This window comes from Chryseobacterium potabilaquae, from assembly GCF_902728265.1.
Lineage (GTDB): Bacteria > Bacteroidota > Bacteroidia > Flavobacteriales > Weeksellaceae > Chryseobacterium > Chryseobacterium potabilaquae.
Genome location: NZ_CACVBR010000002.1, coordinates 86,042 through 111,540, shown reverse-complemented (window position 1 = coordinate 111,540; position 25,499 = coordinate 86,042). Strand labels below are relative to the sequence as shown.

Genomic DNA, 25,499 nt, shown 5'->3' with positions numbered 1-25,499 from the left:
ACAAATTTAGACAAGTAGCTTTCTAAAGTAAATTATTAAGCTTCTCTTATTTACAACAGCTATTTCCTGCTTGTATTGGCGGGCATTTTACAGTACCATAACTGCAATACACACAACAATCCCCCTGTAATGGTTTTAATCTTGTTTTGCAATTTTCACATTCATAAAAATACTGGCAAGCATCTGTTGGCATTGTTTCCTCTTTTTTGTGTCCACAGTTTGGGCAAGTTATTATTGATTTTAATTTAATTTCCATTATGATATAACTTTACTTTTTAGTGATTTATAACCTGTCGAATTGATAGCTTTTTCGATTTCGGCAATACTTGTTTGCTTGTTGTCAAACTTAACAATAGCGTTGCCTTTCTCATAGGAAACGACAACTTCGATAATTCCTTTTAGTTTGCTAATCTCTGTTTTAATATGATGTTCACAACCTGAACAAGTCATCCCTTTGATTGTAAACTCAACTTTCTGGATTTTGGAAGTTTGGGTAATAATTGCTTTACTTTCGGTCTTTGGAAAAAAGATGTGGGCATAAAGGGGAAATGACAAAAGTAAAGCCGCCATAACAGTAATAATTCCTAAAAATGATTTTGTTTGCATAAAATTCGGTTTTTCATTTATTTCACATTCACAGTCAATTTGCTTTTTGGGTTTCAACTTTTGAAACCAAGCAAAACCAAGCACTAAAATTGTCAAGCCAATAAAATATGGTCGGAAAGGTTCGAGCCAAGAAAAGGTTGAAGCAATCCCGCTTGTCCCTGCTATTAGAGCTAAAACAGGCGTAATGCAACATAATGACGCAGCAATTGCTGTAAAAAGTCCAGTGCCGATTAGTTTGTTGTCCGTTTTCATATAGTTTATAAAATTTTATTATCATCAAGTATTTCAAAAAATGGGGTCAACATTTTTTCATACTCTTTTGTCAATGAATAAAAAATAGTTTGTGCTTTTCTTTCCGTTTCAATTAGTCTACGGTCTTTGAGCTTTCGTAAATGTTGAGAAATTGCAGAAATTGTCATACCGAGAATATCGCTTAAATCACAAACACATAGTCGTTTTTCTTCATAAATCAGAAACAGGATTTTCAGTCTTACATTGTTTCCCGCCAATTCAAGTCCATTCGACAAATAGTCAAACGAACCGTGAAGTTCTGAAACTCGTTCTTTACAGCGATTGATTTGTTTAATGTCCGCCTGTTGTCTTATACAAGAAGTACTATCCATGTTGCAAATATAGTTAATTTGCTTATTTAAGCAATTGCTAAAATACAAAAAGTTAAAACCGGCTTGGTTGAACTGTTTGTTCCTACTGTATATTTTCGTAAAAGGTTAGTAAATTTCCGTATAAGTCCAAAGTTGCAAATTCTCTTGTGTCGTAGTAAGTGGTTTCTATTTCGGTTTTTTCATTGTGTAATACTTCCTTTTCTTTTAGTTCTTTATACAGTTCGTCAATGCCTTTTATTTCAATCCGGCAACTGTGTGTACCTGCCAAAAAACTTTCCGCTCCGCTACTAATCGGTTTGAGAAATAAAAAAATACTTTTCCATTTCCAGCTATAATTACAGGAAGCCCATAAATGTAAGTCTATACCATTCCTAATTAATATTGCAAAGGTTTCTTCCATATGTCTGCAATCAAAGCCCAATCGGGCTTTATAAAAGGCAACTGCTTTTTCAATATCCCGAACAGGAAATGCAGGTATGGTCTTTATTAGTTTTATCATTTTCGCGATATTATTTTAATTATTGAACCTTATATTTTTTGTACATCTGTTGAAATCATATTGCCATTTCATAACTTTTGCTTGTTTCTAACTGTAATACTTCTTCTTTAACCATAAACTTGCACGTACTAATAGAATTAGTACCGGAACTTCTACCAACGGTCCTATAACGCCTACAAACGCTTGTGGGGAATGAATACCGAAAACGGCTATTGCTACCGCTATTGCCAATTCAAAGTTGTTTCCTGTGGCTGTAAATGCGATTGAGGCGTTTTTGTCGTAAGGAACTTTAAGGGATTTGTTGATAAAGAAGCTGACGAAAAACATCAGTACAAAATAGATGATTAACGGTATAGCTACTTTTACCACATCCATTGGCAGTTCTAATATTTTATCTCCTTTCAGACTGAACATTAATACTATAGTAAAAAGTAAAGCATATAATGTAATGGGCGATATTCGGGGTACAAATTTCCTGTTATACCATTCTATACCTTTTGATTTTACCATTGCGTAACGGCTTATAAAACCTGCTAAGAAAGGAATGCCTAAGTATATCAATACGCTTTCTGTAACATCTTTCATTGATACGCTTACATTGAAATTTGCCAATCCTAATTTGCTTGGTAATACATTGATGAACAGCCAAACTAAGAAGCTGTAACTTATTATCTGAAAAACACTGTTTAACGCCACTAACATAGCTGTATATTCTCTGTTTGCTTTAGCTAAGTCACACCATACGATTACCATTGCAATACATCTTGCCAAACCTATCAATATCAAACCTGTCATATAATCGGGTTCATTGCGTAAAAACAAAACGGCTAACCCGAACATCAATATTGTACCGATAACCCAATTGAGCAATAAGGATATACCGATTACTTTTTTATCCTTAAATGCTTGGGGCAATAATGAATAATCCACTTTTGCCAATGGCGGGTACATCATCAGTATCAGACCTATTGCCAATGGAATGTTTGTAGTGCCTACGGATAGGCTGTCCGTAATTTTTGAGATACCCGGAAAGAAATGCCCCAACCCTATACCTGTTGCCATTGCAAGGAATATCCATAAGGTTAAGTATCTGTCTAAGAATTTTAGTTTTGGTTGCATAGCTTGGCTAATTTGTAAGTTCTTTATATTGGTTTGATGTCAATAAATTTTCTAATTCTGTAATGTCTTTGATTTCAATTTTTATCAGCCAACCATCTTTATAAGGGTTGTCATTGATAAGTGTAGGTGCTTTCAATAGTAGTTCGTTTGTTTCAATGATTTTACCCGATACAGGTATAAATAAATCGCTGACCGTTTTAACCGCTTCAACAGAGCCAAATACTTCGTCCTGCTGAAAACTATATCCAACATTCGGTAAGTCTGCATATACGATTTCGCCCAATTCACTTTGTGCAAATTCTGTTATACCTATTGTACCTGTATTGCCCTGTACGCTTATCCACGTATGTTCTTTTGAATATTTTAAATCGTTTGGAAATTCCATTTTTCTGATTTTTTAGATTAATAACCTCTCCTTAAATTTTCTGCGTATTCGTTGGGTAATGGGCTTTCTTCAACTGCTTTTGCGGCTTTTTCAATATCATAATCAAAGCGTATAAATTCTACACTGATACTGTCTTTATCCAATACAGAACTATCTTCATTGATTATAAGCATTACATAACCACCTCTTACATCGCTATCTTTCGGCTTTCCTACCGAACCTATATTTATGGCATGTCTGAAATGATTTTGTCCGTCAATGTCCGAATTTAAAATACGGTGGTATGGCTTGTGCGTATGCCCAAAACACATTATGTCTGCATCAGCTTGTTCCATTATCCTAAGCATACTTTTTTCTTCCCTGTCCTCAAATAAGTATTCATTTATCTTTCTTGGGCTACCGTGTACTAATAATAAATTGAGTTTGTCCTCGTTCAACTGAAATTCTACTTTGATATGTGCCGGAAGTGTACGCAAATAGGCTCTTTCCTCATCTTTCATAATAGAGTTGGTAAAGGAAATAGATACGCTGCCGTTGCCTTTTTCACTATCTGTTTTGTACGCACATCCGCAATCATTGCTCATACGTCCGATGCCAAAATCATAATTTCCTGCAATGGTTGGTATTTTCCTTTTACGGATTTCGTTTACTACTTCGTTTGCCCAAATGTTATATCCTACCAAATCGCCTAAGCAATAAATACTGTCGGGGTTTCTTTTTTCTACATCTTCAAAGAATGCTTCTAATGCAGGTAGATTGGCGTGAATGTCGCTGAATAATGCAATTTTCATTTTATTGATTTTTTATATGATAGTTTAGGTTAACAACATCCCGAATTAGGCGTACAGCAAGCATCTTTTAATTCTGCCAAGTTTACTTTTTGTTTTTCCGCAGGAATGCCGCAGGCATCACTCGCCAGGCAAGCGGTTTGTTTGTTCTTTAATACAAAATGGTTTCCGTTAAAATCCAAATCATATTTACCAATCGTTTCGCTTTGGTATTCTACCTCTATCTCGGCATCTTCGATACCCAGTTTTTCTTCAGATAGTTTGATGATGTTTAATAGTTTGGTTGGTTTTAACCTGTGTTCAAAGTCGTTAGCATTCCATAATTGGAAATTGACAACTTTTTCTTTTCTAATCGTTCCACCACAATCAATAAAGTGTTTGGTAATAACGCCTACCTCTGTAACGTGAAAATGTTCCGGTACAAATGTTCCGTTCTCTAATTGAAATTCAACATTATCTAATGCTGGTAAGATTTCTTTGATGTTTGATAGTTTCATTGTTTTTTATTTAATTGCTATATTGCTTTATTACGATTGATACATTTAAAAAAATGCTTAACAGCATTTATCAACCCCTACATTATCTACAAAGAACATATTGAGTTCATTTTTTAGCTTCTGCCAAACATTTTCATCAATGCAGTAACATACACTGGTTCCCTCGATACTTCCTTTGATGATGCCAATGCTTTTCAGTTCTTTCAAATGTTGTGAAATGGTAGCCTGTGCCAATCCTAATTCTTCCACCAAGTCATTACAAATGCAAGCATTCTGTTTAATGATGTATTGTAGGATAGCTATACGGGCAGGATGAGCCAATGCCTTTAAAGAGGTTGCCAAGTTGTTTTGCTGCTCTGTAAATATTTCAGTTTTTGTTACGCCCATAATACACTTAATTTTACATCGCAATATTACGATAAATATTTAAACCACAAAAATAGTTTGTGAAAAAACATATATCCAAGCACCAATTCTGTACAAATTATCATTTCAAATTTCTATTGTAAATAGCCAAATCCTGCCTTTCAAAGCCAAACCCTGCAACATTATCAAAGGCATTTGCTCCTGCTTCTAATTTTAGGATTTAAGTAAAATTCAAAACAAAATAAAGTATGGATGTACAGCAAAAAGACCTGTCGTTTTTCAGATTACGACTGCAAGAACTATTAAACAGCAGCTTTCCCGAAAAGGCACACGACCAAAAATTTATAGACCAACGGTCTTCGTGGGCTGCCAATGCTTACGAAGGTGCTTTCCGTTCGGGAAACGCCGTTGAGCAATGCGACGAAATAGCCAATTACATACTTTTTGAGGGCTTGCACTTCTCCAAGTTCGACACGGTTTTCAAAGTGGTATGCAATGAGTTTGATACCATAATGGCAGACGAGGAACTGCGACTGTTCGCCCTGAAAATGTTCCCTGTATGTGAGCCTGTTTTCGCAGGATACAAATTAACCGATGATTTCGCCTATGGGTATGAGTTTGATGTACTCTACACCGAACTGACTGGAACCATCTCAATATGGATTGAGGAAAATGGGCTTCAGTAAACGGTTCCATCTCCAACAGAATATTGATGCCCTGCGAATTGTTTTTAAACTGGAAAAGGAGAAACGGCAAGCCACCGTAGGCGAAAGACTGCTAATGATGCGATACAGCGGATTTGGCGGTCTTAAATTCGTTCTGAACCCCATAGAAAACAAAATAGATATCAATCATTGGAGAAAAACAGAACACGACCTTTTTCCACTCACGCAGGAACTCCACCAACTACTCAAAGAAAATTCCGAAGACGATAAGCAATACCGCAGGTATGTGGACAGTATGAAAAGTTCCGTACTGACGGCTTTTTATACACCGCCAAAGGTTATAGATGCCATTTCATCTGCCTTGCGGGATAATGGTCTGCACATTGATAAATTCCTCGAACCCTCCGCAGGTATCGGTTCATTCATCCAATCCTTTTCGGAAAACCAAACAGCCAGTGTTACCGCTTATGAAAAGGACTTGCTTACAGGCAAGATTTTAAAGCAGCTTTACCCCGATAGCAATATCCGTATAAACGGTTTTGAAGAAATCCCCGAAAGGGAACAAAACAGCTATGATATAATTGCCAGTAATATCCCTTTTGGCGATACTTCTGTATTTGACCTTTCTTATTCCCGCAGTAGAAACAGCGCAAAGGAACAAGCTGCCAGAAGCATACACAATTACTTTTTTCTGAAAGGTGCTGATATGCTCCGTGAGGGCGGCTTGTTGGCTTATATTACTTCACAGGGCATTCTGAACAGCCCTAAGAACGAACCCATACGCAGGGCGTTAATGCAGGATAATAATTTGGTTTCGGTTGTAAGATTGCCCAACAACCTGTTTACCGAATATGCAGGTACGGAAGTAGGCAGCGACCTTATTATCCTACAAAAAAATACGGCAAAAAAAAATCTGACCGACAGGGAAGATCTGTTTTGCCAAAGCAAGCCAACCGAATACAATACGCCGGGCAATGCGCTCTTTCAGGATAGTGCAAGAATTATCCATACCGACCAAAAATTAGATACCGACCCATACGGGCAACCTGCCTTAATCTATACGCATAAAGACGGTGTTGAGGGGATTGCCGAAGATTTGAAGCAAATGCTTTCCGAAGATTTTGGAAAGCACCTGAATTTGAATTTATACAGAGGCGAACGCAGCGATGAGCCTGTTATACAAATTCCGATTGAACCAAAGGTTACACCTCCGGTTATCGACCCTGTAATCATTCAGCAAAAACCGCAATCTGTATCCACTCCGGTACTCCGTCAGGAAAGCCCGCAGGAATTAAAGCAACTAAGTATTTTTGACCTGTTTGAAAGTGCGGGCGAACCTATAATGGTTCTTGCTCCACCTAAAAGAACTACCCAAGCCAAAAGACAAAGCACTAAAAAAAGAAGAGGTACAACAAGTCGTCAGCCAGACCTGTTCAGTAGTGCAAGGCAGCAGTCTTACACACCGCTAAAATCTAATGGTGCTGCCAATGGAAGCCACCAAGTAAACGACAAAAAACAGGAAGCTATTGGCGACCTGTTTTCACAAACAAACGGTAATGGCCAGTCTGATAAGACAGCCATTGCCACTACCAATATTAATGCTATTCCTGAACCTGCCCCGTACACTGGCGAACTGCAATCATTCCACCGTAACGATTGCCTTGTGGTAGATAACGGTTGGGTTGGTTATCTGCAAGATGTGCAAAGGAACGACGACAAGGCAACAGCAACCTTTCATCCGTTGCAATTGCCGAGCTCACAGAAAGCAAGAGCCGAAGCCTATATAGCCGTAAGGGACAGTTATATCAACCTGTACCAAAAAGAAGCTGAAAAGCAGACCGAGCATAAAGAAGAAAGGGAAACGCTGAACCTCCTGTACGATGGCTTTGTCAAAAAATACGGTAATCTCAATGCTGCCGACAATGCCAAGCTGATAAAGACCGACAGCGCAGGCAAAGAAATCCCCTATCTGGAGCGTATCATTGGCGGCGTAATCCACAAAGCGGATATTTTCAGCCGTCCCGTTAGCTTTTCTACCACTACGTTAGCAACCGAAAATCCCGAAGAGGCTTTAGCCGCCTCGCTGAACAAATACGGAAATGTGGATTTGGACTTTATGTCCGAAATCAGCAGCCTGCCTACCGATACCCTTAAAGAAGCCCTGCACGGGCGGTTGTTCTTCAATCCGCTACAACAGGAATACGAAATAGCTGAACGTTGGATTGCAGGTAACGTAGTTGAGAAAGCCGACGACGTAAGAGCCTATCTCGAAAACAATCCCGATGATACCGAAGCCAAAGAAAGCCTTAACGCTTTAGAGGAAGCCCGACCAAAACGTATTGACTTTGAGGAATTGGATTTTAACCTCGGCGAACGGTGGATACCTACTGGGATTTATGCCCGTTTCGCTTCGCACCTGTTTGATGCGGATGTACTGGTTCATTATTCCGAAAGCTCCGACGACTTTTCTGTAAAGTGTCATCAGGGCAATATGCACATTTGGGAAAAATATGCCGTCAAAGCGGAAAGCCGCACGTTTGACGGTATTGCCCTGCTCAAACACGCCCTTGTCAATACCACGCCTGATATTACCAAAAAAGTACTGGTTGGCGACCAAGAGGTCAAAGTACGGGATATGGAAGCCATACAAATGGCGAACACCAAGATTGATGAAATCCGTACCGCCTTTACCGACTGGCTACACGCACAAAACGATGAGTTTAAAAACAGGCTGACCGACCAGTACAACGATACTTTTAACTGTTTCGTCCGCCCGCACTATGACGGCAGCCATCAGGACTTTCCGGGATTAGACCGTAAGGCATTGGGCATTGAAGACCTGTATTCAAGCCAAAAGGACACCATTTGGATGATAAAGCTGAACAACGGTGCTATATGCGACCACGAAGTAGGCGCAGGGAAAACGCTGATAATGTGTGCCGCAGCGCAGGAAATGAAGCGTTTGGGATTAGCCCATAAGCCGATGATTATCGGGCTGAAAGCGAATATACCTGCCATTGCCGAAGACTACCGCAAAGCCTATCCACACGCTAAAATCCTTTATCCAGGTATTGATGATTTTACGCCAAAGAGACGCCTGCGGATTTTCGGGGATATTAAAAACAACGACTGGGATTGTGTGATACTTACGCACGACCAGTTTGGAATGATACCTCAATCGCCCGAAATACAAAAGGAAATTCTCGAAATAGAATTAGACAGCGTAGAGCGCAACCTCGATGCCCTGAAATCGCAAGGCAAGGAAGTGACAAGGGGAATGCTCGCCGGGGTAATCAAGCGAAAAGAAAATCTTGAAGTAAAGCTGAAAACGCTGCAACACGATATTGAAAACCGCAAAGATGATATTGTGGACTTTAAGATGATGGGTATAGACCATTTGTTTGTGGACGAAAGCCACCAGTTCAAAAACCTAATGTTCAACACCCGTCATACACGGGTTGCCGGACTGGGTAACGTGGATGGCAGCCAAAAGGCACTGAACCTGCTGTTTGCAATCCGCACCATTCAAGAGCGTACCAATGCGGATATGGGTGCAACCTTTCTTTCGGGTACAACCATCAGCAATTCATTAACGGAATTGTACCTGCTGTTTAAATACCTGCGCCCCCGTGCATTGGAAAAACAGGGTATTCATTCCTTTGATGCGTGGGCAGCTATCTATGCACGGAAAACGACCGATTATGAATTTTCGGTAGCTAACAATATTGTAGCAAAAGAGCGTTTCCGCTACTTTATCAAAGTGCCGGAACTGGCACAGTTCTATTCTGAAATAACGGATTACAGAACGGCTAAGGATATTGGTATTGACCGCCCCACTAAGAACGAGGTATTGTACAACATACCGCCAACGCCCGACCAAGAAGCCTTTATCCAAAGCCTGATGCAGTTTGCCAAAACGGGCGATGCTACTTTGCTCGGTAGAGAACCATTATCGCAAAGGGAGGAAAAAGCAAAAATGCTTATTGCTACCGATTACGCCCGCAAGATGTCGCTCGATATGCGTATGGTAAGCGGTATCTACGACGACCATCCCGACAACAAGGCTTCGCATTGTGCAGCAAATATCGCCAAGTATTATAACCAGTTCAATGCACAGAAAGGAACGCAGTTCGTTTTCTCGGATTTGGGAACCTACAAGCCCGGCGAATGGAATGTGTACTCCGAAATCAAACGCAAGCTCGTGGAAGACCACGGCATCCCTGCGCACGAAGTAAGGTTTATCCAGGAAGCGAAAAATGATAAGCAGCGTACAGACCTTATCAATCGGATGAACGAGGGCAAAATCCGTGTGCTTTTCGGTTCTACCAGTATGTTGGGTACGGGTGTCAATGCACAGAAAAGAGCCGTTGCCGTTCATCATTTAGATACACCGTGGCGACCGTCAGATCTTGCCCAAAGGGACGGGCGGGCAATCCGTAAAGGCAACGAGATTGCTAAATTCTTTGCCGATAATAAAGTGGCTGTTATCATCTATGCCGTTGAAAAATCGTTGGATAGTTACAAGTTCAACCTGCTGTATAATAAGCAGCTTTTCATCGACCAGTTAAAGACCAACAACCTGACCAAAAGAACAATTGACGAGGGAAGTATGGACGAAAAATCGGGAATGAACTTTTCGGAATATGTGGCAATCCTGTCAGGAAATACAGACCTGTTGGATAAAGCCAAACTGGAAAAGCAGATTGCCGGACTGGAAAGCGAAAAACAGGCGTTCAACCGTTCAAAATCCAGTGCCAAATTTAAGGTGCAGGATTATACGGAAATGTTGCAAAGCACTCAATCCCGTTTGAACCGGATGAGTACAGACTGGGAAAATTTACAGCAACGCCTGCAAAAGCGTTCGGACGGTACAATCGAAAACCCTGTGCTGTTGGAGGGCTTACCACCCAATGCAAACCCGAAACAAATAGGCTCAAAACTTAACGAGATTGCGGACAAAGCCCGCACCGCAGGTCAGTATGAGGAAATAGGCAGCTTGTATAGTTTTACGCTGTTGGTTAAAACTGAAATATCAGAAAAAGAGGGTGTGGATATTAGGGTAAACCGCTTTCTGGTACAGGGCGAGGGCAATATCAAATACACCTACAATAATGGTCTAATGGCAAAAGACCCTGAAACTGCTGCAATGAATTTTTTGAGGGCTTTGGAAAAACTGCCAGGCTTTATTAAGCAGGAACAAGATAAGGTTGCGGAAATACAAAAAGACCTGCCTATACTTCAGGAAGTGGTTAACGGTACTTGGTCTAAGGAAAGCCGATTGAGTGAGCTTAAAACGGAACTGGCAGCCGTGGAAAGAAAGATACAGCTATCTATTACGCCTGAAACCAAACAAGATGCTCCGGAGCAGGCAGAGAAGCAGAAAGAAGCCCCAAAGGTTCAGGAAAGCATTATACGGACAAAAGGTGTTCATTTGCCCCGTGGCGTATTGTAATATGCTTACTTTTCGTCTTGTTCGTCCATTTTCTTAATCAGTGCTTCACACAGGTTGTCAAGGAATTTCGTCCGGTTTATTTTACGGGCTTTAAGTTCCATAAACGTGTGGTAAAAGTCGCCCAACTCAATATTAAAGGCATCTTCAAATGCTTTGGCGATTAATTTTATGTCTGTATTCCCATTGTTAAATACACCGTGGGCGTATAGTGCATAAATGAGTTCCGTAAGTGCTGTTTTGCTTGCCGTCCATTTCAACGCATTGTCTGAACCTTTTTTCTCATTGACGTTATTCAGCCTGTCCTCTAAATAAACTTGTATCAGGTCATTGGCAATTATCTTGGCAACCTTGTAATCGTGCGAAGTAGAAAAGCGATGGTCTGCCTCAAAATAAAAAGTGTCCAACCATAGCCTTATATCGTGCTTGCCACGTACAAAAAACTTCTCGTCAACGAAAGAATTGTTGCTGCGGTAATACTTGTAAAAATCGAGATTGTTCTCAAAGAACCTTTTTAGCTTTTTCAGCTCTTTGGTAAAATATTTCTTGGTACGCTTATTTCCATACGGTCTTCTCGTTTCGATTTTATAAATGGAATTATAGTAGATGAGCTTTGAAACAATAACAGGTTTCTGATATTTGAAAAAATGGATTTCTTCTTCCATATTCTTGAAGTCATTTTTCAGCACAAACTCTTTTAAGTCTGCAAGGCTTTGAATGATAAGCTGTATAACCGCTTCTATTCTTTTTATGGGGAAGTCAGTTTCAATTTCCAGTTCTTGGATTTCAGTTTCCAACTTAAGATAGATTTCATTGTAAAATTTCTCCATTCGCTTCATTTTGAAATACACATTGTTCGTTAATATAGAAAAGCTAATACTGTTCATATTAGCTTATTATGCAATTACTACTTATAGAATTTCACCCCTATCGTGTTGCTGATGGAGATACTTAGATTTTGTTGTATAATTTAATGGGTTGTAGCATGATGCAGGTTAATTATTACGAACTAACCCCGCATCACTACCACCTGTTTTTTTGCCGATATTATTTAACGGTTTTGCGGCTTACAACCATTGGTGCTTATTGCAATTTTAGTAAGTCAACGCAAGTCCCACACCAAGCCCCATATCACTATCATAGTGGGTACGGATGCCAATATTTTTGTTTACTATATATCTAAGTTCTGCCATATACTCAAAATCTGTGTTGACCATAAAGCCGCCTCTTAATCTTTTCGAGATAGGAATATCCTCTCGCATCAACGATAACCGTACAATGCCGTCATGATATACTTCTGCCTGAAAATTAATAAGCATTGGCAGCGTGTACATAACACCTAAGCTAACTGCCCTGCGTGTATCTTTTTCATTCTTTTGTCCGAATAAGTTTGTTTCGTGTTCGTCTATCCCCATTTTACGATAACGCCAGTCAAAGCCAATAAACGGCATGAGCCATTGCATTTTACCGATATATCGCCCCAAGTGGGTTTCAACTTCATAACCGTGCATATCATTGTAACCTAAACGCCATTCTGTACCCAAACTCCATCTTGCGTTTTGGAGCATTGCCTCTCCGTCATTACCATTGGTGGCAAAATCATTCTGCGCCATGAAATGGGGCATATTGCTTTCCCTCTGTAATGCTTTATAGGCTTTAGCCTTATCGGGTAAGTATGGGTTTTGGTAGTCGCCTACGGCAAACACCCTGTTCATTCCCGACATCATGTGATATAAGATATGGCAATGGAAGAACCAGTCGCCGTCCACGTTTGCTGCAAATTCAAGGGTGTCTGTTTCCATCGGCATAATATCAATGATATTTTTAAGCGGTGCATTTTCACCTTTGCCGTTCAATACCCTAAAATCAAATCCGTGGAGGTGCATCGGGTGGCGCATCATAGAGTTGTTATGAATAGTAATACGCAGTATTTCCCCTTTCTTAACGGGTATTTTATCCGTTTCGGAAAGCACCTTATTGTCCATGCTCCAAACGTAGCGGTTCATATTTCCGGTAAGGGTAAATTTTACATCTTTTACAGGCGCATCTTTGGGAAGTGTTGTATTGTAGGGAGATTTGAGCATGGCATAGTTTAAGGTAACAATATCTCCCAACGCATTTGCATTATAACGGTTGGGGTCATTATCCATGTTCATACCATCGTGCTTGCTGTGGTCTGCTTTCTTGCCTGCTTCTCCCGTAATTTCGGGATACATTACCACATTCATATCCATTTGGTTCAGGCTCATATTCATACCCATATCGTCCAGGTCGCCATTCATCTTCATCATATCGTTCATCATCTTCATCCCCTCAAAATATTTCAAACGGGGAAGTGGAGAAATAAGCTGCTTGATGCCGTTACCTATAAAATAGCTTGCCGATTGTGTCCTGTCCTCGGTTGTAGCTAAAAACTCATACGACAAACCATCGTCAGGAATGGTAATTACTATATCGTATGTTTCGGAAACCGCAATGATTAACCTATCCACCTCAACGGGTTCCACATCGTTACCGTCATTTGCCACCACGGTAATCTTACCCCCGGCATAACGCAGCCAGAAATAGGAAGATGCGCCACCATTGGATATGCGGAGCCGCACTTTATCCCCTGCTTTTAAGGTTTTGCCGTCAACCGTTTTTAGCTCCGGCGAATTGCTGCCATTAATAAGGATTTTATCATAATACACATCGCTTACGTCCATTGCCAGCATCCGCTTCCATTCATTCTTTACTTTTATGCCAAATTTCCCCTCTCTGATAGCTTCAACGTATGATTGCGTAGCCCCTTTTTTGATGGCAGCCCAATCATTGGCATTGTGCAACATCCGGTTAATATTGTTGGGATTATAATTTGTCCATTCGCTTAGGATTATGGGTACGGTAGGCAAATCGTCAATCCCTTTCCTAAAGGTCTTATCATCCTCACGTTTTTTCATTACAAAACTACCGTACATTCCTATCTGCTCCTGTAATCCTGAATGAGAATGATACCAGTGCGTACCGTGCTGAATAATAGGGAAACGATAGGTATAGGTAGTACCGGGCTTAATCGGCTGTTGTGTAAGATGCGGTACTCCGTCCTCTTTATTGGGCAGGAACACGCCGTGCCAGTGCAATGATGTACTTTCTTTTAACTGATTGTGTACTACAATTTCGGCAGTATCACCCTCGGTGAAAGTGAGCGTAGGCATCGGAATTTGCCCGTTCACCGCAATCGCTCTTTTTTCTTTTCCTGCATAGCTTACCAACGTGTCTTTTACGTATAATTCGTATCGCACTACTTTCTGTGCGAATAGGGTTTGTGTGCAAAGCAGTATCAGTACTGTTTGCAGTATCCTTATGGATATTTTTTTATGTCTGTTCATTATTTTTAAATTTTATTTAATACTATCTTCCATTGTTTCAAACCACTTCATCAAAACCTGCTTATCCTCTTGCGACAATACTGCATTTCGATGAATGAGTGTATATGACGATAAGGGCATTTCTCCGTCCTTAACCTGCCCCGCCATAGTCCTGAACTTATTTCGCTGCCTGCGGGCAGAATATTCGCCAAACTCGCTAAAGTTGAGTTCCTCCTTACCTTTTTTTATATGCTGCGCCATATACCACGTTCCGGGTTGGATACGGCTATACCACGGGTAACGGGTATTATTACTATGGCAGTCGTAACAGGACTGGACAAGGATAGTCTTTACGTTTTGCGGTACGGCATATACTTTTTCAATATGGGAGGCTGTTACTTCATCCGACTGGTTCCGTAAAGGTTGAAAAAACTGTATGCCGATTAAGATAACAGTCAACCCCAATATGATTTTCTTCGTTAAAGACATAAATATCTCATTGTTACTTAATTTAAAATTTGGCTACTGTTTCTTTAAATAGTTCGTGTAGTTGTCCTTGCTTTCAAAGTAGGACACTTCACCGTTGTTTCCTGTAACGGCAATTACCGCAAGGGCTTTATCCACCTGTTTATGGGAATAAGGGTCTATTGCTACCCGCACGGTGGCATCCTTTGGAATACGCTCCTTGCACATTTCGCAGCAGCCATAGTACGTTTTATCTTCAAATTTTACGTCAAACTGCTTTTTGCCCATATAGGCATCATTTACCATGCAGACTTCATCCAATGGAACCAATTCACCTATTTGGGCATTATGTTCGTGGCTTGCCGGAGTTGCCTGCGAATGATGCTGTGCTGCTTCATCCTTATTTGACCCTGTCTGCCCGCAAGCGGTGAATAGCAAGGTTAATAAAGAAATAAAGCCAATTATTATTTTGCTCATGTTGAAACTATTTTTTGAAATTTTATTATTTACTTTCTTCAAACTCTTTCAGCTTGCGCTTCATCAATTCAATTTCTTCCGCTTGGGTCTCAAGTATGTTTTTTTGCAACTGTATCAGTTCCGGGTCGGTTAGCTTTGCCTTCTCGGACATCAATATTGCTGCTGCGTGATGGGGTATCATACCTTTTACAAATTGTTTGTCCCCCACATTGATTTGCTCCCTGATACCAAACCATGAAAAGATGCCAACGGCGACTGAAACTATGGCTATCACCCAATTCATTTTCCTGTTAGCGTACATCACTTTCATTACCACTAATTCGATAAGTAACATTGCCGAGGTCATCAGCAGGGTCATATATAAATTGTTAATATTGGGTATAAGGTTGTGCAATCCGTCTATCATAGCGTACATAATAAAATACATTGCACCGAACATTACGACAGCCATAACAGCAAAGCGTTTGTACATAGCTGAAGCATGGCTTGAATTATCCGCACCATGCCCTGAAGCATGACCTGTATGGTGGTTGTTCTGCATATTTTCCATAACCCTGAATTTATTTACCGTTAATTGTTTGCTGTAGCTTACCGCAGCTAATCATTTTTGAACCGTAATAAGGATTTTTGATTTCTTTGCTTTCGCTTAACCAAACAGCTCCTTTCCCGTCATTGAACATCGGGCAATGGTCTTGATACAATGTTTGTGATGTGCCGAACAAACTAACCAGGTCTTTCAAATCTTCGCTAAGCGATGCTAAATGTTCTCTTTGGTGGTCTATCTTCCCGGCATTTTCGCCAATGTGCTCAGCATTTTCTTTTGCACTTTCAAAAATTTCCATAAACTCTTTATGCTTATCGGCTGGAATAGCTTTCATATCCACCTTATTCAAAGTACCCAACAGCTTTTTTCCTGCATTGGCGGCAGCTTTGTCATTATCTGATACAAGCGCGTTCTTTAATGATAGGTAATCGGTAACTATGGGTGAAATAGAAAAGGTTGTGGTGGTTGTTTTTGCCGTTTCGTCTATTGATGTATCGGTAGCAGCAGGAGTTGTTACTGTATCATTTTCTTTTGGTTGAGCAGAGGACTGTTCTTCTGATACAACAGCACTGTCATTTGAAGACTTTTCACCTTTGTTGGAAGTCTGATTGCATGACACTGTTACAAATGCCATGATAACTGCAACGATTGATAATGTTATATTTTTCATTTTTATTTATTTTTTGATTTTTAAAAAACTTGCATTAATAGCCACTACAATGGTGCTTACGCTCATCAGAACAGCACCCATAGCGGGGCTTAAAATAAATTTGGGGTAAAGTACGCCTGCGGCAAGAGGGATTGCAACCACGTTGTAGCCAACCGCCCATATCAGGTTTTGTACCATTTTTTTATAAGTTAGTTTGCCGAAGCCAATCATTTTTACCACATCTCTTGGGTCGCTGTTTACCAGAATAATATCGGCTGTTTCGGCTGCTACATCTGTACCTGAACCTACTGCAATACCTACATCTGCCTGTGCTAATGCAGGTGCATCGTTCACGCCATCTCCAGTCATCGCAACCACTTCACCTTTGGCTTGATATTCCTTGACTTTTTCCTGTTTTTCGTGAGGCAGTACATTGGCGATATAACCGTCCATTCCCAACTGTTTAGATACCGCTGCCGCAATTTTTTCATTGTCGCCTGTAAGCAGAATGGATTTGATATTCATCTTTCTTAACTCGTCAATGGCTACTTGTGAACCCTCACGAATACTGTCAGCCAACGTGATAATCCCTATTACTTCACCATCAATAAAAACATAATTGACTGTTTCAATACTTTGATTGATTTCTTTTGGCGTTTCAGGCTCTGTAAGATTGTTTTGTTTGAAATAATTAGGTCCTGCCGCTACTATTTCCTTTCCATTTACTACTGCTTTTACACCTATACCTGCCATATAGCTGAAATTCTCCGACTTCCATAGTTCAAGGTTTCTTTCTTTTAGAGTTTTCAAAATACCTTTTGCAATGTGGTGTTCGGAATATTGCTGAACGGCTGCTGCATACTGTATCATTTCCTCGGCAGCATATTTATCGGTTAATGGGATGACCTTTTCAACAGCGTGAGAACCTTTGGTAAGCGTTCCTGTTTTGTCGAAAATAATAGTAGATAATTTCCGGGTGGTTTCAAAAGCGGTACGGTTGCGAATGAGCAAGCCATTGGTAGCAGAAAGTGTTGTGGAAATGGCGACCACCAACGGAATTGCCACCCCCAAAGCATGGGGACAAGCTGTAACCATTACGGTTACCATTCGTTCCAATGCAAAGGCAATATCTCCGCTACTACTAAACCAATAAATAAAGGTGATAACCCCAACCGCAATTGCAATATAAGTAAGCCATTTGGCTACTTTATCGGCAAGGTTTTGCGTATTGGATTTTGCTGCCTGTGCATCCTGAACTAAATTGATAACCTTATTGAGGTAACTGTCTTTTCCTACTCCCGTTGCCGTAACCCTTAACGCACCTTCGCCATTGATAGAACCTGCAATTACTTTTCCGTCTTTTTCTTTCTTCACCGGAACACTTTCGCCTGTGAGCATACTTTCGTTTACGTAAGAAACTCCCTCGACAATGGTTCCATCGGCAGGAATTTTTTCACCGGGTTTGATGATAATGGTTTCGCCATTTTTTAGGTCTTCGAGTTTTATTTTTATGGCTTCACCATTTCGCTCCACCGTAACATCGTTTGGTAAAAGTGCCACCAATGACTGTAATGCTTTTGAAGCTGCCATAGTAGAACGCATTTCCAGCCAATGCCCCAAAAGCATAATCACGATAAGGGTTGCCAATTCCCAAAAGAAATCCATACCTTTCAATCCCAGTGCCACGGCTACAGAATATACATAAGCGACAGTAATAGCGATGGCTACCAAAGTCATCATTCCGATGGCTTTGGCTTTGATTTCGCCTATCATACCTTTCAGGAAAGGCATTCCGCCATAGATGTAAATAATTGTTCCCAATGTCAGCAGTACATATTTATCTCCCGGAAAAGCGATAGTAAAACCGAACCAATGCTGTATCATTTCCGATAAGAGCAAAATGGGAACGGTAATAATTAAACTTACCCAAAAACGTTTAAGGAAATCGTGGGTATGATGCCCTTCATGTTTGTCGTAACCACTATCGGAATGATTATGGGTTTCACTATGATGCGAATGTTCTTTATGGTCGTGATGTTGGTGTTCGTGATGGCTTTGAGCTTCTTTTTTTGCTCCACCCAACGGAACTAAATCCATTCCGCAAAGCGGACATTTCCCCGGTTCGCCTTTAAGCACCTGCGGGTGCATAGGACACGTATATTTTTTCATAAAAGAGATTTTAAAGTTAAGTTTTACTTAATTTTTTTGCCATCTCATGGGTCATTTCTTCGGCATAAGTACCATAGGCATCAACAAGTACCCCTTTATTCTTACCGTCAGTGGACGATATGGCATAAATCACGGCATTGTTATCAGGACTGCTGTCTATGCTTTCAAACCGATGTGTTTCTAATACCGTAAAGTCTTCCGGCTTTAGTTTCAGGCTCTTTGATGCGCAATACAGACAGTCTGACAAAAGACTAAAATCCATATCGAACCCCCGTTGTTTTAGGTCTTTAAGAGCCTGCACCATGTCATTGTACTGTACCATAGCTTTCAGACTTATTGTTTGATGGTTTCAACGGTACTGCCACAGGTAAGCATTTGTGCGCCGTAATACGGATTTTTAACCGCATTCTCTTTACTTAACCAGTTTGCCCCGCCATTGTACATAGGACAATGTTGGTAATAAACAGGCGCATCCTGCTTGGATACTTTAGCCAGAGTGTAGATATTGCCCGATAGTGTAGCAAAAGCATTTCTCTGTTTTGCAACATCTTTTGATTTTGAAATACTTTCTGCATTGGCTGCTAAGTCTTGCATTACTTTCATCCAAACAGTATGCTCTTCTGCCGATAGCTTACTCATATCAACTGCTTTAATAGATGCTGACAATTCAGCAGCTTTGGCGGATGCGGTTGCCGCATCGGTTTTTATCAAAGCGTCTTTCACTGAAAAGTAGTTGTCAAATACAGCTTTTAGCTGTGATTGGTTTTTAGCTGCAACTTTTTTAGCGGGTGCTGCCATTTGGCTATGGTCGTGATTGCCATGTCCGGCATTCATGTCCATTCCCGCCTCCTTGTTTTTGGCAACCGTTTTCACTGGTCTATCATACTGGCAGCAACCAGCTAGTTTAGCATATACGTCATCTGGCGCACGGAACTTCTCACTGTCATAACCAGCCAAAGCGATACGTTTTAGGATTTCGTCCTGATTTGTTTTGTCGCCGTCATAACTGAGTGTAGCCATCTTGGTATCTTTGTTCCATTCCACGCTCGCTACATTTTTTACATTGCCTGCTTTTTCGATGGTGGTTTTGCACATACCACAATTACCATAAATTTTTACGGTTTCTGTTTTCGCATTTTTTACTTGTGCGAAGCTGTTTATTGATGATAGTAATACAGCGATTACCATCACTATTTTTGATAATGATTTCATAATAATTACATTTTTGGAAATGGGGCATTAGCAAACCCATTTTCTGTTTGAAATTTTAGATAAATGCTACAAATAGGAAGTTTGCAAAAGCCGGAACAGCTTTTGACAAGACACACCTATGGCTATCAAGCCATAGTTTTAGCTTATTTTAGGCGGTAGCCAAATGGAGAAAAAGCCCGAAGAATAATAGGCTTCCTTGAAGCCGAATTTTTGCTTTTTAGCTGCTGCAAATGGATTTTTTGCTTTTAATTCGATTGGGGTTGGTATGTATACCGAAGTTGTTGAAGCACCGCACCTGCAAGACCCATGTGTGCAACCGCCCCCGCAGTTGTCACCTTTGCATTTTTTACAGGATTTGTCCTTACAACCTTTTTTGTGTTCTGATTTTTGGGACTTCTCTTTTGAGCAGGAAGACCGTTCGGTCTTTGTTGAATTTTTGGAACAGGCATAGCTCTGGCTTGGCATCATAAAGAAAACCAGACAGAACAATGTCAAAATGCCTATATGTATTCTATAATTTTTCAACGCAACAAAGTTACAAATTAGATTGGTTTTTTATATCGTTTTACGTTTTTTTTGCTATATGGACAAAAAAATGCTATATAAGCAATAACCTATCACCCTTTTTCAGAATTGATAAAATGCCCTTTTTCAGCAACCCAACCTCATAGAAATTCGGTCAGGAAAAGGGCATTTTAAAAGGCTTTGGGCTTATGCGTTAAAAGGCTCTATTTTGAAGCCTGCCTTTTGCACGGTGGATATTACTTCCTGCTCGGTAATGCCCTCGGACTTCACGGTAAGCAACTTGTCCTTATTATTGGTGTCCACTTCCCAATGGCAGATGCCCTCTGCATTGTCCAGGTGTGGTTTTACAGATGCTATACAACCGCCGCAATTAATGTTTGTCTTGAATTGAAATTGTTTATTTTCCATTGCTAATAAATTTTAGAGTTATTGATAATGCAAATTTCAGTGTTATTTGGTTCAGAATTATTGTGTAATTTCTTATTTGATTTGTGATTTTTACTGTTTTACTTCTTCCACTTCAACCGCAGGCTGTTACTTACTACGCTTACGCTGCTCAACGCCATTGCTGCGCCCGCAATCATCGGGTTTAGCAAGAAGCCGTTAATTGGGTAAAGGATGCCTGCTGCCACCGGAATACCAATTAAGTTGTAAATAAACGCCCAAAACAGGTTTTGCTTAATGGTGGCTACCGTTTGTTTTGACAAACGTATTGCCTGTGGTATCTTGGTAAGGTCGGATGAAATGATGGTCATTTTGGCTACGTCCATTGCGATGTCCGAACCTTTACCCATTGCTATACTTACATCGGCTGTTGCTAATGCAGTGCTATCGTTGATACCATCACCTACCATTGCCACTACTTTGCCTTTGCTTTGTAGCTCTTTCACAAAATCGGCTTTATGCTGTGGCAATACCTCGGCTCTGTAATGCTTAATGCCAGTATGCGCTGCAATGGCTTTGGCGGTCGCTTCATTATCTCCGGTCAGCATATACAGGTCTATACCCATATCCTGCATTTCCCGGATAGCTTGCACCGATGTTTCTTTAATCTTATCGGAAATGGCAATTACAGAAAGAGCCTGTTTGCTGTTTGCAAACCAAATAACGGTTTGGGATTGTTTGCCCCATTCTTCGGCTTTGTTTTGTAATTCGTCAGCAATAGCGATGTTGTTTTCTGCCAATAGCTTTTTATTGCCTACATAATAGGTTTCGTTGTTATGGTCTGCTTTTGCGCCTTTACCTGTAATGCTATCGAACAATGATAAAGTTGCGGTTCCTGCTCCGTTCAAATGTTTTACTACTGCTTCCGCTAATGGATGTTCCGATTGCTTTTCGATGCGTAATAAAATATTTTTGGTGGTATCGTCATTGTTCAGCCAAGCAATATCTGTTACTTGCGGTCTTCCCTCGGTAATGGTTCCGGTTTTATCCAATACAATTGCGTTTACTTTTTTAGCCAGTTCAAGGCTTTCCGCATCCTTAATCAAAATACCGTTTTCAGCACCTTTGCCAACGCCTACCATAATAGCGGTCGGGGTCGCTAAGCCTAAAGCACAGGGGCAGGCAATAACCAATACCGTAACGGCTGCCAACAAGCCTTGCACAACTCCGTTTTCGCCCCCTAATACCAACCATAAGATAAATGTAAGGGTAGCAATACCCATCACTACCGGAACAAAAATACCTGCAATCTTATCTACTAATTTCTGTACCGGAGCTTTGCTTCCCTGCGCATCCTGTACCATTTTGATGATGTGTGCAAGGATTGTTTCTTTGCCAACTTTAACCGCTTTGAATTGAAAGCTGCCTTTTTGGTTAATCGTTCCGGCAAATACCTTTTCATTTTCCTTTTTCAACACAGGTACAGGCTCGCCGCTTAGCATACTTTCGTCCACATAGGAATTACCTGACGTTACCATACCGTCCACCGCAATTTTTTCGCCGGGCTTTACGAGTATAATATCACCTGCGCTTACATCTTCAATAGCCTTCTGTCTTTCTGTGCCGTCAGCTTCTATCACAATAACCGTTTTAGGTTGTAAGCCCATTAGTTTTTTAATGGCTGAAGATGTATTGCCTTTAGCTCTTTCCTCTAACAGTTTCCCCAAGAGGATAAATGCGATAATTACTGCTGCGGCTTCAAAATAAACGTGGGCGTGTAGCCCTCTTTGATGCCAAAAGTCTGCAAACAACATATTGAATACACTGAACAGGTAAGCAATACCTGTACTTAATGCAACCAATGTATCCATATTGGCAGAACGGTGTTTTGCCTGCTTCCACGCATTAATAAAAAAGTCTTTTCCTAACCAGAGAAGTACCGGAGTTGAGAAAAGCCACATTATTAGGTTTGCATAAGGCATATCCATAAAGAACATACCAATTACCACCACAGGCAAGGAGAGGATGATTGCCCAAATGGTTTTGTTTTTGAGTTTCCTGAATTTTTCAGTGTGGATAGCTTCTAACGTTTCCTGCTGTGTGGTTTCGTCTTCAATCAATAAGTCATAACCAACTCCTTGTACTGCTTTTTGCAGCGTGGAAGCATTGGTCATATTGGGTAGATATTCTACCGTAAGATTGCCCGTTGCAAAATTCACGGAAGCATCAACTACTCCCGGTTGGTATTTAACAATGCTTTCGGCACTACCTGCACAAGATGCACAGGTCATACCCAATACAGGAAAAGAACTTTTAACCGTAGGAACTCCGTAGCCTAAATCTTTAATTGCCTTAACCGCTTCGGCTACTGCTTCGCCGTTATCTACTTTAATAGCTGCCCTGCGGTTATTTAGCTCTACTTTGTGGGTTTCTATGCCTTTTACTTGTGCCAACCCTTTTTCAACGATTAATGCACAATGTTCGCTTTCTACATCCTCCAGTGGAATGTATATTGTTTCTTTATTATTAGTTGCCATATTCTGCTTGCTTTAATTAACAATGCAAAATTGGCTATTATATCAACGGGTGCTATTGTGAAATTTTGGAATTGATTTGTAAAATTTATTTACACTTTATCCAACGGCTTTCTCTTATCCTCTTTAATCTGTTTGAAATGGCTCGGTGTCAGCCCGGTAACTTTTTTGAATTGATTGCTTAAATAGGCTACACTGGAATAGTTCAGACGAAAAGCAATTTCACTCAAAGACAGCTCATCATAAACCAACAATTCTTTTACTTTTTCAACCTTTTGGGCAATAAAGTATTTTTCAATAGTTGTACCCTCTACCTCTGAAAACAGATTGGACAGGTAATTATAATCGTGATGCAATTTATCACTCAATACATCTGAAAGATTGATTTTTACATCATTATCCTGATGGTGTACCAAGTCAATGATAGTGTTCTTTATCTTCTCTATTATCCTGCTTTTTTTATCGTCAATTATCTCAAATCCCAATGGCTCTAAAGTTTTTACCAAAGCATCTTTTTTTGCAGGGGTTATCTCTTGGGCTAAGGTTACTTCGCCCAATTTTATATTCTTAATGCCTAAACCGAGTTTTTCCAATTCATTTTGCACCACTAAAATGCAGCGGTTGCAGACCATATTTTTTATAAAGAGTGTATTCATATTTATTCTCTGCCCACATTTTGTATTTAATATAAAAGCAATAAACAAATTTACGATTTAAGTTTAATTACTTTGACTTCTTGTCACGAGGAATAAAGGCGTTGTACATATATGTTTACTGTTTTTCGTCCTGCTCATCCATTTTCTTAATCAGTGCTTCACACAGGTTGTCAAGGAATTTTGTTCGGTTTATTTTACGGGCTTTGAGTTCCATAAACGTGTGGTAAAAGTCGCCCAACTCAATATTAAAGGCATCTTCAAATGCTTTGGCAATTAATTTTATGTCTGTATTCCCACTGTTAAATACACCGTGGGCGTACAGTGCATAAATGAGTTCGGTTAGTGCTGTTTTGCTTGCCGTCCATTTCAGCGAATTGTCTGAACCTTTTTTTTCATTGATGTTATTCAGTCTATCTTCCAAATAAACTTGTATCAGGTCATTGGCAATTATCTTGGCAACCTTGTAATCGTGCGAAGTAGAAAAGCGATGGTCTGCCTCAAAATAAAAAGTGTCCAACCATAGCCTTATATCGTGCTTGCCACGTACAAAAAACTTCTCGTCAACGAAAGAATTATTGCTGCGGTAATACTTGTAAAAATCAATGTTACTATCAAAGAACCTCTTTAGCTTTTTCAGTTCTTTGGTAAAATGTTTCCTGATGCGCTTATTTCCATATGGTCTTCTTGTTTCGATTTTATAGATGGCATTATAGTAAATGAGCTTTGAAACAATAACAGGTTTCTGATGTTTGAAAAAATGGATTTCTTCTTCCATATTCTTAAAGTCGTTTTTCAGTACAAACTCCTTTAAGTCGGCAAGGCTTTGAATGACAAGCTGCATAACGGCTTCTATTCGTTGCATTGAGTTATCGGCTTCAATCTCTAATTCGTCGATTGCCGTTTCAAGTTTATGTAGTGTTTCTTGATAAAATTTCTCCATAAATATAATTGAAAGAAATCATCAATGCCTACTTTATATTTAGGATTTGATGATTTCTCAGACCTCTTATCAAGGCTCACTTTTGTATTTGATTACTAGTCTTCTAAGGGTGGTTCATTCCATAATTGCCCCCTGTCTACAACAGGACGTAATTTTTTGATTTCACAGGTGACAGTTGCAACCAGTTCCGATGCTTTTGCTTCCCCAAACCTTTCTCTAATTTTTGTCCTAATCATTTCAAGTTTTTCTCCCTCTGTAAGCACTTCTACAACACTTGCATAAATTCTTACCCCTTTATAATCCCTTGCTCTTTGCGCAGGCTCATATACCATAAATACAACCGCTTTATTTTCTAAAATATTGTTGAGTGTCACCGAAGGGTCATCGCTTAACTCAAATTCAATAGTTTCATTTTCGGTAAGTCTTGGGGTTCCCATTAATGAAATTGAGGGTTCACCATTTTTATTGGCTGTGCAAAGAAGCTTATCGTGATGTTTTTGAAAGAAGTCCCTCAATTCTTCATTTACGAGGTCATTTTGTTGTTTTGTATTTTCCATTTTAATAAAATTATAAGGTACATAATGTATCTTATGCAAAGAT

At 40.0% G+C, this 25,499-nt stretch carries 26 protein-coding genes; 2 read left to right on the top strand and 24 right to left on the bottom strand.

Features of this window, described 5'->3' with window-relative positions:
- Nucleotides 1–46: 46 nt before the first annotated feature.
- The 9 genes from CHRY9293_RS18650 to CHRY9293_RS01725 all read right to left on the bottom strand — a co-directional run bounded on the left by CHRY9293_RS18650 (nt 47) and on the right by CHRY9293_RS01725 (nt 4,904).
- Nucleotides 47–256: a GDCCVxC domain-containing (seleno)protein gene (locus CHRY9293_RS18650; protein WP_078704224.1), complete on the bottom strand. Its 210-nt coding sequence runs from the start codon at nt 254–256 to the stop codon at nt 47–49.
- Nucleotides 256–858 carry a mercuric transport protein MerTP gene (merTP, locus tag CHRY9293_RS01760; protein WP_003002375.1) on the bottom strand — a complete coding sequence of 201 codons (603 nt, stop codon included), beginning with the start codon at nt 856–858 and terminating at the stop codon, nt 256–258. Before merTP ends, CHRY9293_RS18650 begins: the two co-directional genes overlap by 1 nt.
- A 5-nt stretch (nt 859–863) precedes the next feature.
- Nucleotides 864–1,229, bottom strand: coding sequence for an ArsR/SmtB family transcription factor (locus tag CHRY9293_RS01755; protein WP_003002377.1), 366 nt, complete (start codon nt 1,227–1,229; stop codon nt 864–866).
- A gap of 82 nt (nt 1,230–1,311) precedes the next feature.
- Nucleotides 1,312–1,728, bottom strand: coding sequence for a bleomycin resistance protein (locus tag CHRY9293_RS01750; RefSeq protein WP_003002379.1), 417 nt, complete (start codon nt 1,726–1,728; stop codon nt 1,312–1,314).
- Between the two features lie 87 nt (nt 1,729–1,815).
- The gene (gene arsB, locus CHRY9293_RS01745; protein ID WP_162031334.1) at nt 1,816–2,847 is read right to left on the bottom strand and encodes an ACR3 family arsenite efflux transporter; all 1,032 of its coding nucleotides are present in this window, start codon (nt 2,845–2,847) and stop codon (nt 1,816–1,818) included.
- A gap of 7 nt (nt 2,848–2,854) precedes the next feature.
- Complete coding sequence (gcvH, locus tag CHRY9293_RS01740; protein ID WP_162031333.1) at nt 2,855–3,232, bottom strand: glycine cleavage system protein GcvH; 378 nt, start codon at nt 3,230–3,232, stop codon at nt 2,855–2,857.
- Between the two features lie 17 nt (nt 3,233–3,249).
- A complete protein-coding gene (locus tag CHRY9293_RS01735) occupies nt 3,250–4,023 on the bottom strand; it encodes a metallophosphoesterase family protein (RefSeq protein ID WP_162031332.1) in 774 nt (257 codons plus the stop codon).
- A gap of 29 nt (nt 4,024–4,052) precedes the next feature.
- Nucleotides 4,053–4,517, bottom strand: a complete 465-nt coding sequence (locus CHRY9293_RS01730) for a DUF6428 family protein (RefSeq protein WP_162031331.1) — start codon at nt 4,515–4,517, stop codon at nt 4,053–4,055.
- 57 nt (nt 4,518–4,574) lie between these two features.
- Complete coding sequence (locus tag CHRY9293_RS01725; protein ID WP_162031330.1) at nt 4,575–4,904, bottom strand: ArsR/SmtB family transcription factor; 330 nt, start codon at nt 4,902–4,904, stop codon at nt 4,575–4,577.
- A 227-nt stretch (nt 4,905–5,131) separates the two neighbouring features.
- On the opposite strand from CHRY9293_RS01725, the gene CHRY9293_RS01720 reads away from it, so the two are divergent.
- Nucleotides 5,132–5,569, top strand: a complete 438-nt coding sequence (locus CHRY9293_RS01720) for a DUF1896 domain-containing protein (RefSeq protein WP_003002387.1) — start codon at nt 5,132–5,134, stop codon at nt 5,567–5,569.
- Nucleotides 5,556–11,000 carry an N-6 DNA methylase gene (locus CHRY9293_RS01715; protein ID WP_162031329.1) on the top strand — a complete coding sequence of 1,815 codons (5,445 nt, stop codon included), beginning with the start codon at nt 5,556–5,558 and terminating at the stop codon, nt 10,998–11,000. The genes CHRY9293_RS01720 and CHRY9293_RS01715 overlap by 14 nt, the downstream gene beginning before the upstream one ends.
- A gap of 5 nt (nt 11,001–11,005) precedes the next feature.
- Here CHRY9293_RS01715 and CHRY9293_RS01710 read toward each other — a convergent pair whose 3' ends face one another.
- From CHRY9293_RS01710 to CHRY9293_RS01640, 15 genes are all read right to left on the bottom strand, one after another.
- Nucleotides 11,006–11,827, bottom strand: coding sequence for an RteC domain-containing protein (locus tag CHRY9293_RS01710; protein ID WP_162031328.1), 822 nt, complete (start codon nt 11,825–11,827; stop codon nt 11,006–11,008).
- 264 nt (nt 11,828–12,091) lie between these two features.
- Nucleotides 12,092–14,365 carry a multicopper oxidase family protein gene (locus tag CHRY9293_RS01705; RefSeq protein WP_162031327.1) on the bottom strand — a complete coding sequence of 758 codons (2,274 nt, stop codon included), beginning with the start codon at nt 14,363–14,365 and terminating at the stop codon, nt 12,092–12,094.
- Nucleotides 14,366–14,377: 12 nt separating this feature from the next.
- Nucleotides 14,378–14,833, bottom strand: a complete 456-nt coding sequence (locus CHRY9293_RS01700) for a heme-binding domain-containing protein (RefSeq protein WP_162031326.1) — start codon at nt 14,831–14,833, stop codon at nt 14,378–14,380.
- A 33-nt stretch (nt 14,834–14,866) separates the two neighbouring features.
- Nucleotides 14,867–15,286, bottom strand: a complete 420-nt coding sequence (locus CHRY9293_RS01695) for a hypothetical protein (protein ID WP_162031325.1) — start codon at nt 15,284–15,286, stop codon at nt 14,867–14,869.
- 25 nt (nt 15,287–15,311) lie between these two features.
- Nucleotides 15,312–15,836 carry a DUF305 domain-containing protein gene (locus CHRY9293_RS01690; protein WP_162031324.1) on the bottom strand — a complete coding sequence of 175 codons (525 nt, stop codon included), beginning with the start codon at nt 15,834–15,836 and terminating at the stop codon, nt 15,312–15,314.
- Nucleotides 15,837–15,846: 10 nt separating this feature from the next.
- Complete coding sequence (locus CHRY9293_RS01685) at nt 15,847–16,500, bottom strand: DUF3347 domain-containing protein (RefSeq protein ID WP_162031323.1); 654 nt, start codon at nt 16,498–16,500, stop codon at nt 15,847–15,849.
- Between the two features lie 6 nt (nt 16,501–16,506).
- Nucleotides 16,507–18,648, bottom strand: a complete 2,142-nt coding sequence (locus CHRY9293_RS01680) for a heavy metal translocating P-type ATPase (RefSeq protein WP_162031322.1) — start codon at nt 18,646–18,648, stop codon at nt 16,507–16,509.
- Nucleotides 18,649–18,664: 16 nt separating this feature from the next.
- The gene (locus CHRY9293_RS01675) at nt 18,665–18,970 is read right to left on the bottom strand and encodes a phosphoribosylpyrophosphate synthetase (protein WP_162031321.1); all 306 of its coding nucleotides are present in this window, start codon (nt 18,968–18,970) and stop codon (nt 18,665–18,667) included.
- A gap of 11 nt (nt 18,971–18,981) precedes the next feature.
- Nucleotides 18,982–19,860, bottom strand: coding sequence for a DUF3347 domain-containing protein (locus tag CHRY9293_RS01670; RefSeq protein WP_162031320.1), 879 nt, complete (start codon nt 19,858–19,860; stop codon nt 18,982–18,984).
- Nucleotides 19,861–20,105: 245 nt separating this feature from the next.
- Entirely contained in the window at nt 20,106–20,309 is a 204-nt protein-coding gene (locus tag CHRY9293_RS01665) for a hypothetical protein (RefSeq protein WP_162031319.1), read from the bottom strand.
- Between the two features lie 262 nt (nt 20,310–20,571).
- Complete coding sequence (locus CHRY9293_RS01660) at nt 20,572–20,793, bottom strand: heavy-metal-associated domain-containing protein (RefSeq protein ID WP_162031318.1); 222 nt, start codon at nt 20,791–20,793, stop codon at nt 20,572–20,574.
- 98 nt (nt 20,794–20,891) lie between these two features.
- Nucleotides 20,892–23,306, bottom strand: coding sequence for a heavy metal translocating P-type ATPase (locus CHRY9293_RS01655; protein ID WP_162031317.1), 2,415 nt, complete (start codon nt 23,304–23,306; stop codon nt 20,892–20,894).
- A gap of 89 nt (nt 23,307–23,395) precedes the next feature.
- A complete protein-coding gene (locus CHRY9293_RS01650) occupies nt 23,396–23,959 on the bottom strand; it encodes a helix-turn-helix domain-containing protein (RefSeq protein ID WP_162031316.1) in 564 nt (187 codons plus the stop codon).
- A 115-nt stretch (nt 23,960–24,074) separates the two neighbouring features.
- The gene (locus CHRY9293_RS01645; RefSeq protein ID WP_162031315.1) at nt 24,075–24,899 is read right to left on the bottom strand and encodes an RteC domain-containing protein; all 825 of its coding nucleotides are present in this window, start codon (nt 24,897–24,899) and stop codon (nt 24,075–24,077) included.
- Between the two features lie 95 nt (nt 24,900–24,994).
- A complete protein-coding gene (locus tag CHRY9293_RS01640; RefSeq protein ID WP_162031314.1) occupies nt 24,995–25,456 on the bottom strand; it encodes a pyridoxamine 5'-phosphate oxidase family protein in 462 nt (153 codons plus the stop codon).
- Nucleotides 25,457–25,499: the final 43 nt, after the last annotated feature.

Coding starts and splice junctions, on each gene's coding strand:
- CHRY9293_RS01710 (WP_162031328.1), bottom strand. CDS start 11,827: ATGGAGAAATTTTACAATGAAATCTATCTTAAGTTGGAAACTGAAATC.
- arsB (WP_162031334.1), bottom strand. CDS start 2,847: ATGCAACCAAAACTAAAATTCTTAGACAGATACTTAACCTTATGGATA.
- CHRY9293_RS01715 (WP_162031329.1), top strand. CDS start 5,556: ATGGGCTTCAGTAAACGGTTCCATCTCCAACAGAATATTGATGCCCTG.
- CHRY9293_RS01655 (WP_162031317.1), bottom strand. CDS start 23,306: ATGGCAACTAATAATAAAGAAACAATATACATTCCACTGGAGGATGTA.
- CHRY9293_RS01680 (WP_162031322.1), bottom strand. CDS start 18,648: ATGAAAAAATATACGTGTCCTATGCACCCGCAGGTGCTTAAAGGCGAA.
- CHRY9293_RS01645 (WP_162031315.1), bottom strand. CDS start 24,899: ATGGAGAAATTTTATCAAGAAACACTACATAAACTTGAAACGGCAATC.
- gcvH (WP_162031333.1), bottom strand. CDS start 3,232: ATGGAATTTCCAAACGATTTAAAATATTCAAAAGAACATACGTGGATA.
- CHRY9293_RS01660 (WP_162031318.1), bottom strand. CDS start 20,793: ATGGAAAATAAACAATTTCAATTCAAGACAAACATTAATTGCGGCGGT.
- CHRY9293_RS01675 (WP_162031321.1), bottom strand. CDS start 18,970: ATGGTACAGTACAATGACATGGTGCAGGCTCTTAAAGACCTAAAACAA.
- CHRY9293_RS01705 (WP_162031327.1), bottom strand. CDS start 14,365: ATGAACAGACATAAAAAAATATCCATAAGGATACTGCAAACAGTACTG.
- merTP (WP_003002375.1), bottom strand. CDS start 858: ATGAAAACGGACAACAAACTAATCGGCACTGGACTTTTTACAGCAATT.
- CHRY9293_RS01650 (WP_162031316.1), bottom strand. CDS start 23,959: ATGAATACACTCTTTATAAAAAATATGGTCTGCAACCGCTGCATTTTA.
- CHRY9293_RS01730 (WP_162031331.1), bottom strand. CDS start 4,517: ATGAAACTATCAAACATCAAAGAAATCTTACCAGCATTAGATAATGTT.
- CHRY9293_RS01725 (WP_162031330.1), bottom strand. CDS start 4,904: ATGGGCGTAACAAAAACTGAAATATTTACAGAGCAGCAAAACAACTTG.
- CHRY9293_RS01690 (WP_162031324.1), bottom strand. CDS start 15,836: ATGGAAAATATGCAGAACAACCACCATACAGGTCATGCTTCAGGGCAT.
- CHRY9293_RS01685 (WP_162031323.1), bottom strand. CDS start 16,500: ATGAAAAATATAACATTATCAATCGTTGCAGTTATCATGGCATTTGTA.
- CHRY9293_RS01665 (WP_162031319.1), bottom strand. CDS start 20,309: ATGCCTGTTCCAAAAATTCAACAAAGACCGAACGGTCTTCCTGCTCAA.
- CHRY9293_RS01755 (WP_003002377.1), bottom strand. CDS start 1,229: ATGGATAGTACTTCTTGTATAAGACAACAGGCGGACATTAAACAAATC.
- CHRY9293_RS01750 (WP_003002379.1), bottom strand. CDS start 1,728: ATGATAAAACTAATAAAGACCATACCTGCATTTCCTGTTCGGGATATT.
- CHRY9293_RS01720 (WP_003002387.1), top strand. CDS start 5,132: ATGGATGTACAGCAAAAAGACCTGTCGTTTTTCAGATTACGACTGCAA.
- CHRY9293_RS01695 (WP_162031325.1), bottom strand. CDS start 15,286: ATGAGCAAAATAATAATTGGCTTTATTTCTTTATTAACCTTGCTATTC.
- CHRY9293_RS18650 (WP_078704224.1), bottom strand. CDS start 256: ATGGAAATTAAATTAAAATCAATAATAACTTGCCCAAACTGTGGACAC.
- CHRY9293_RS01700 (WP_162031326.1), bottom strand. CDS start 14,833: ATGTCTTTAACGAAGAAAATCATATTGGGGTTGACTGTTATCTTAATC.
- CHRY9293_RS01670 (WP_162031320.1), bottom strand. CDS start 19,860: ATGAAATCATTATCAAAAATAGTGATGGTAATCGCTGTATTACTATCA.
- CHRY9293_RS01640 (WP_162031314.1), bottom strand. CDS start 25,456: ATGGAAAATACAAAACAACAAAATGACCTCGTAAATGAAGAATTGAGG.
- CHRY9293_RS01735 (WP_162031332.1), bottom strand. CDS start 4,023: ATGAAAATTGCATTATTCAGCGACATTCACGCCAATCTACCTGCATTA.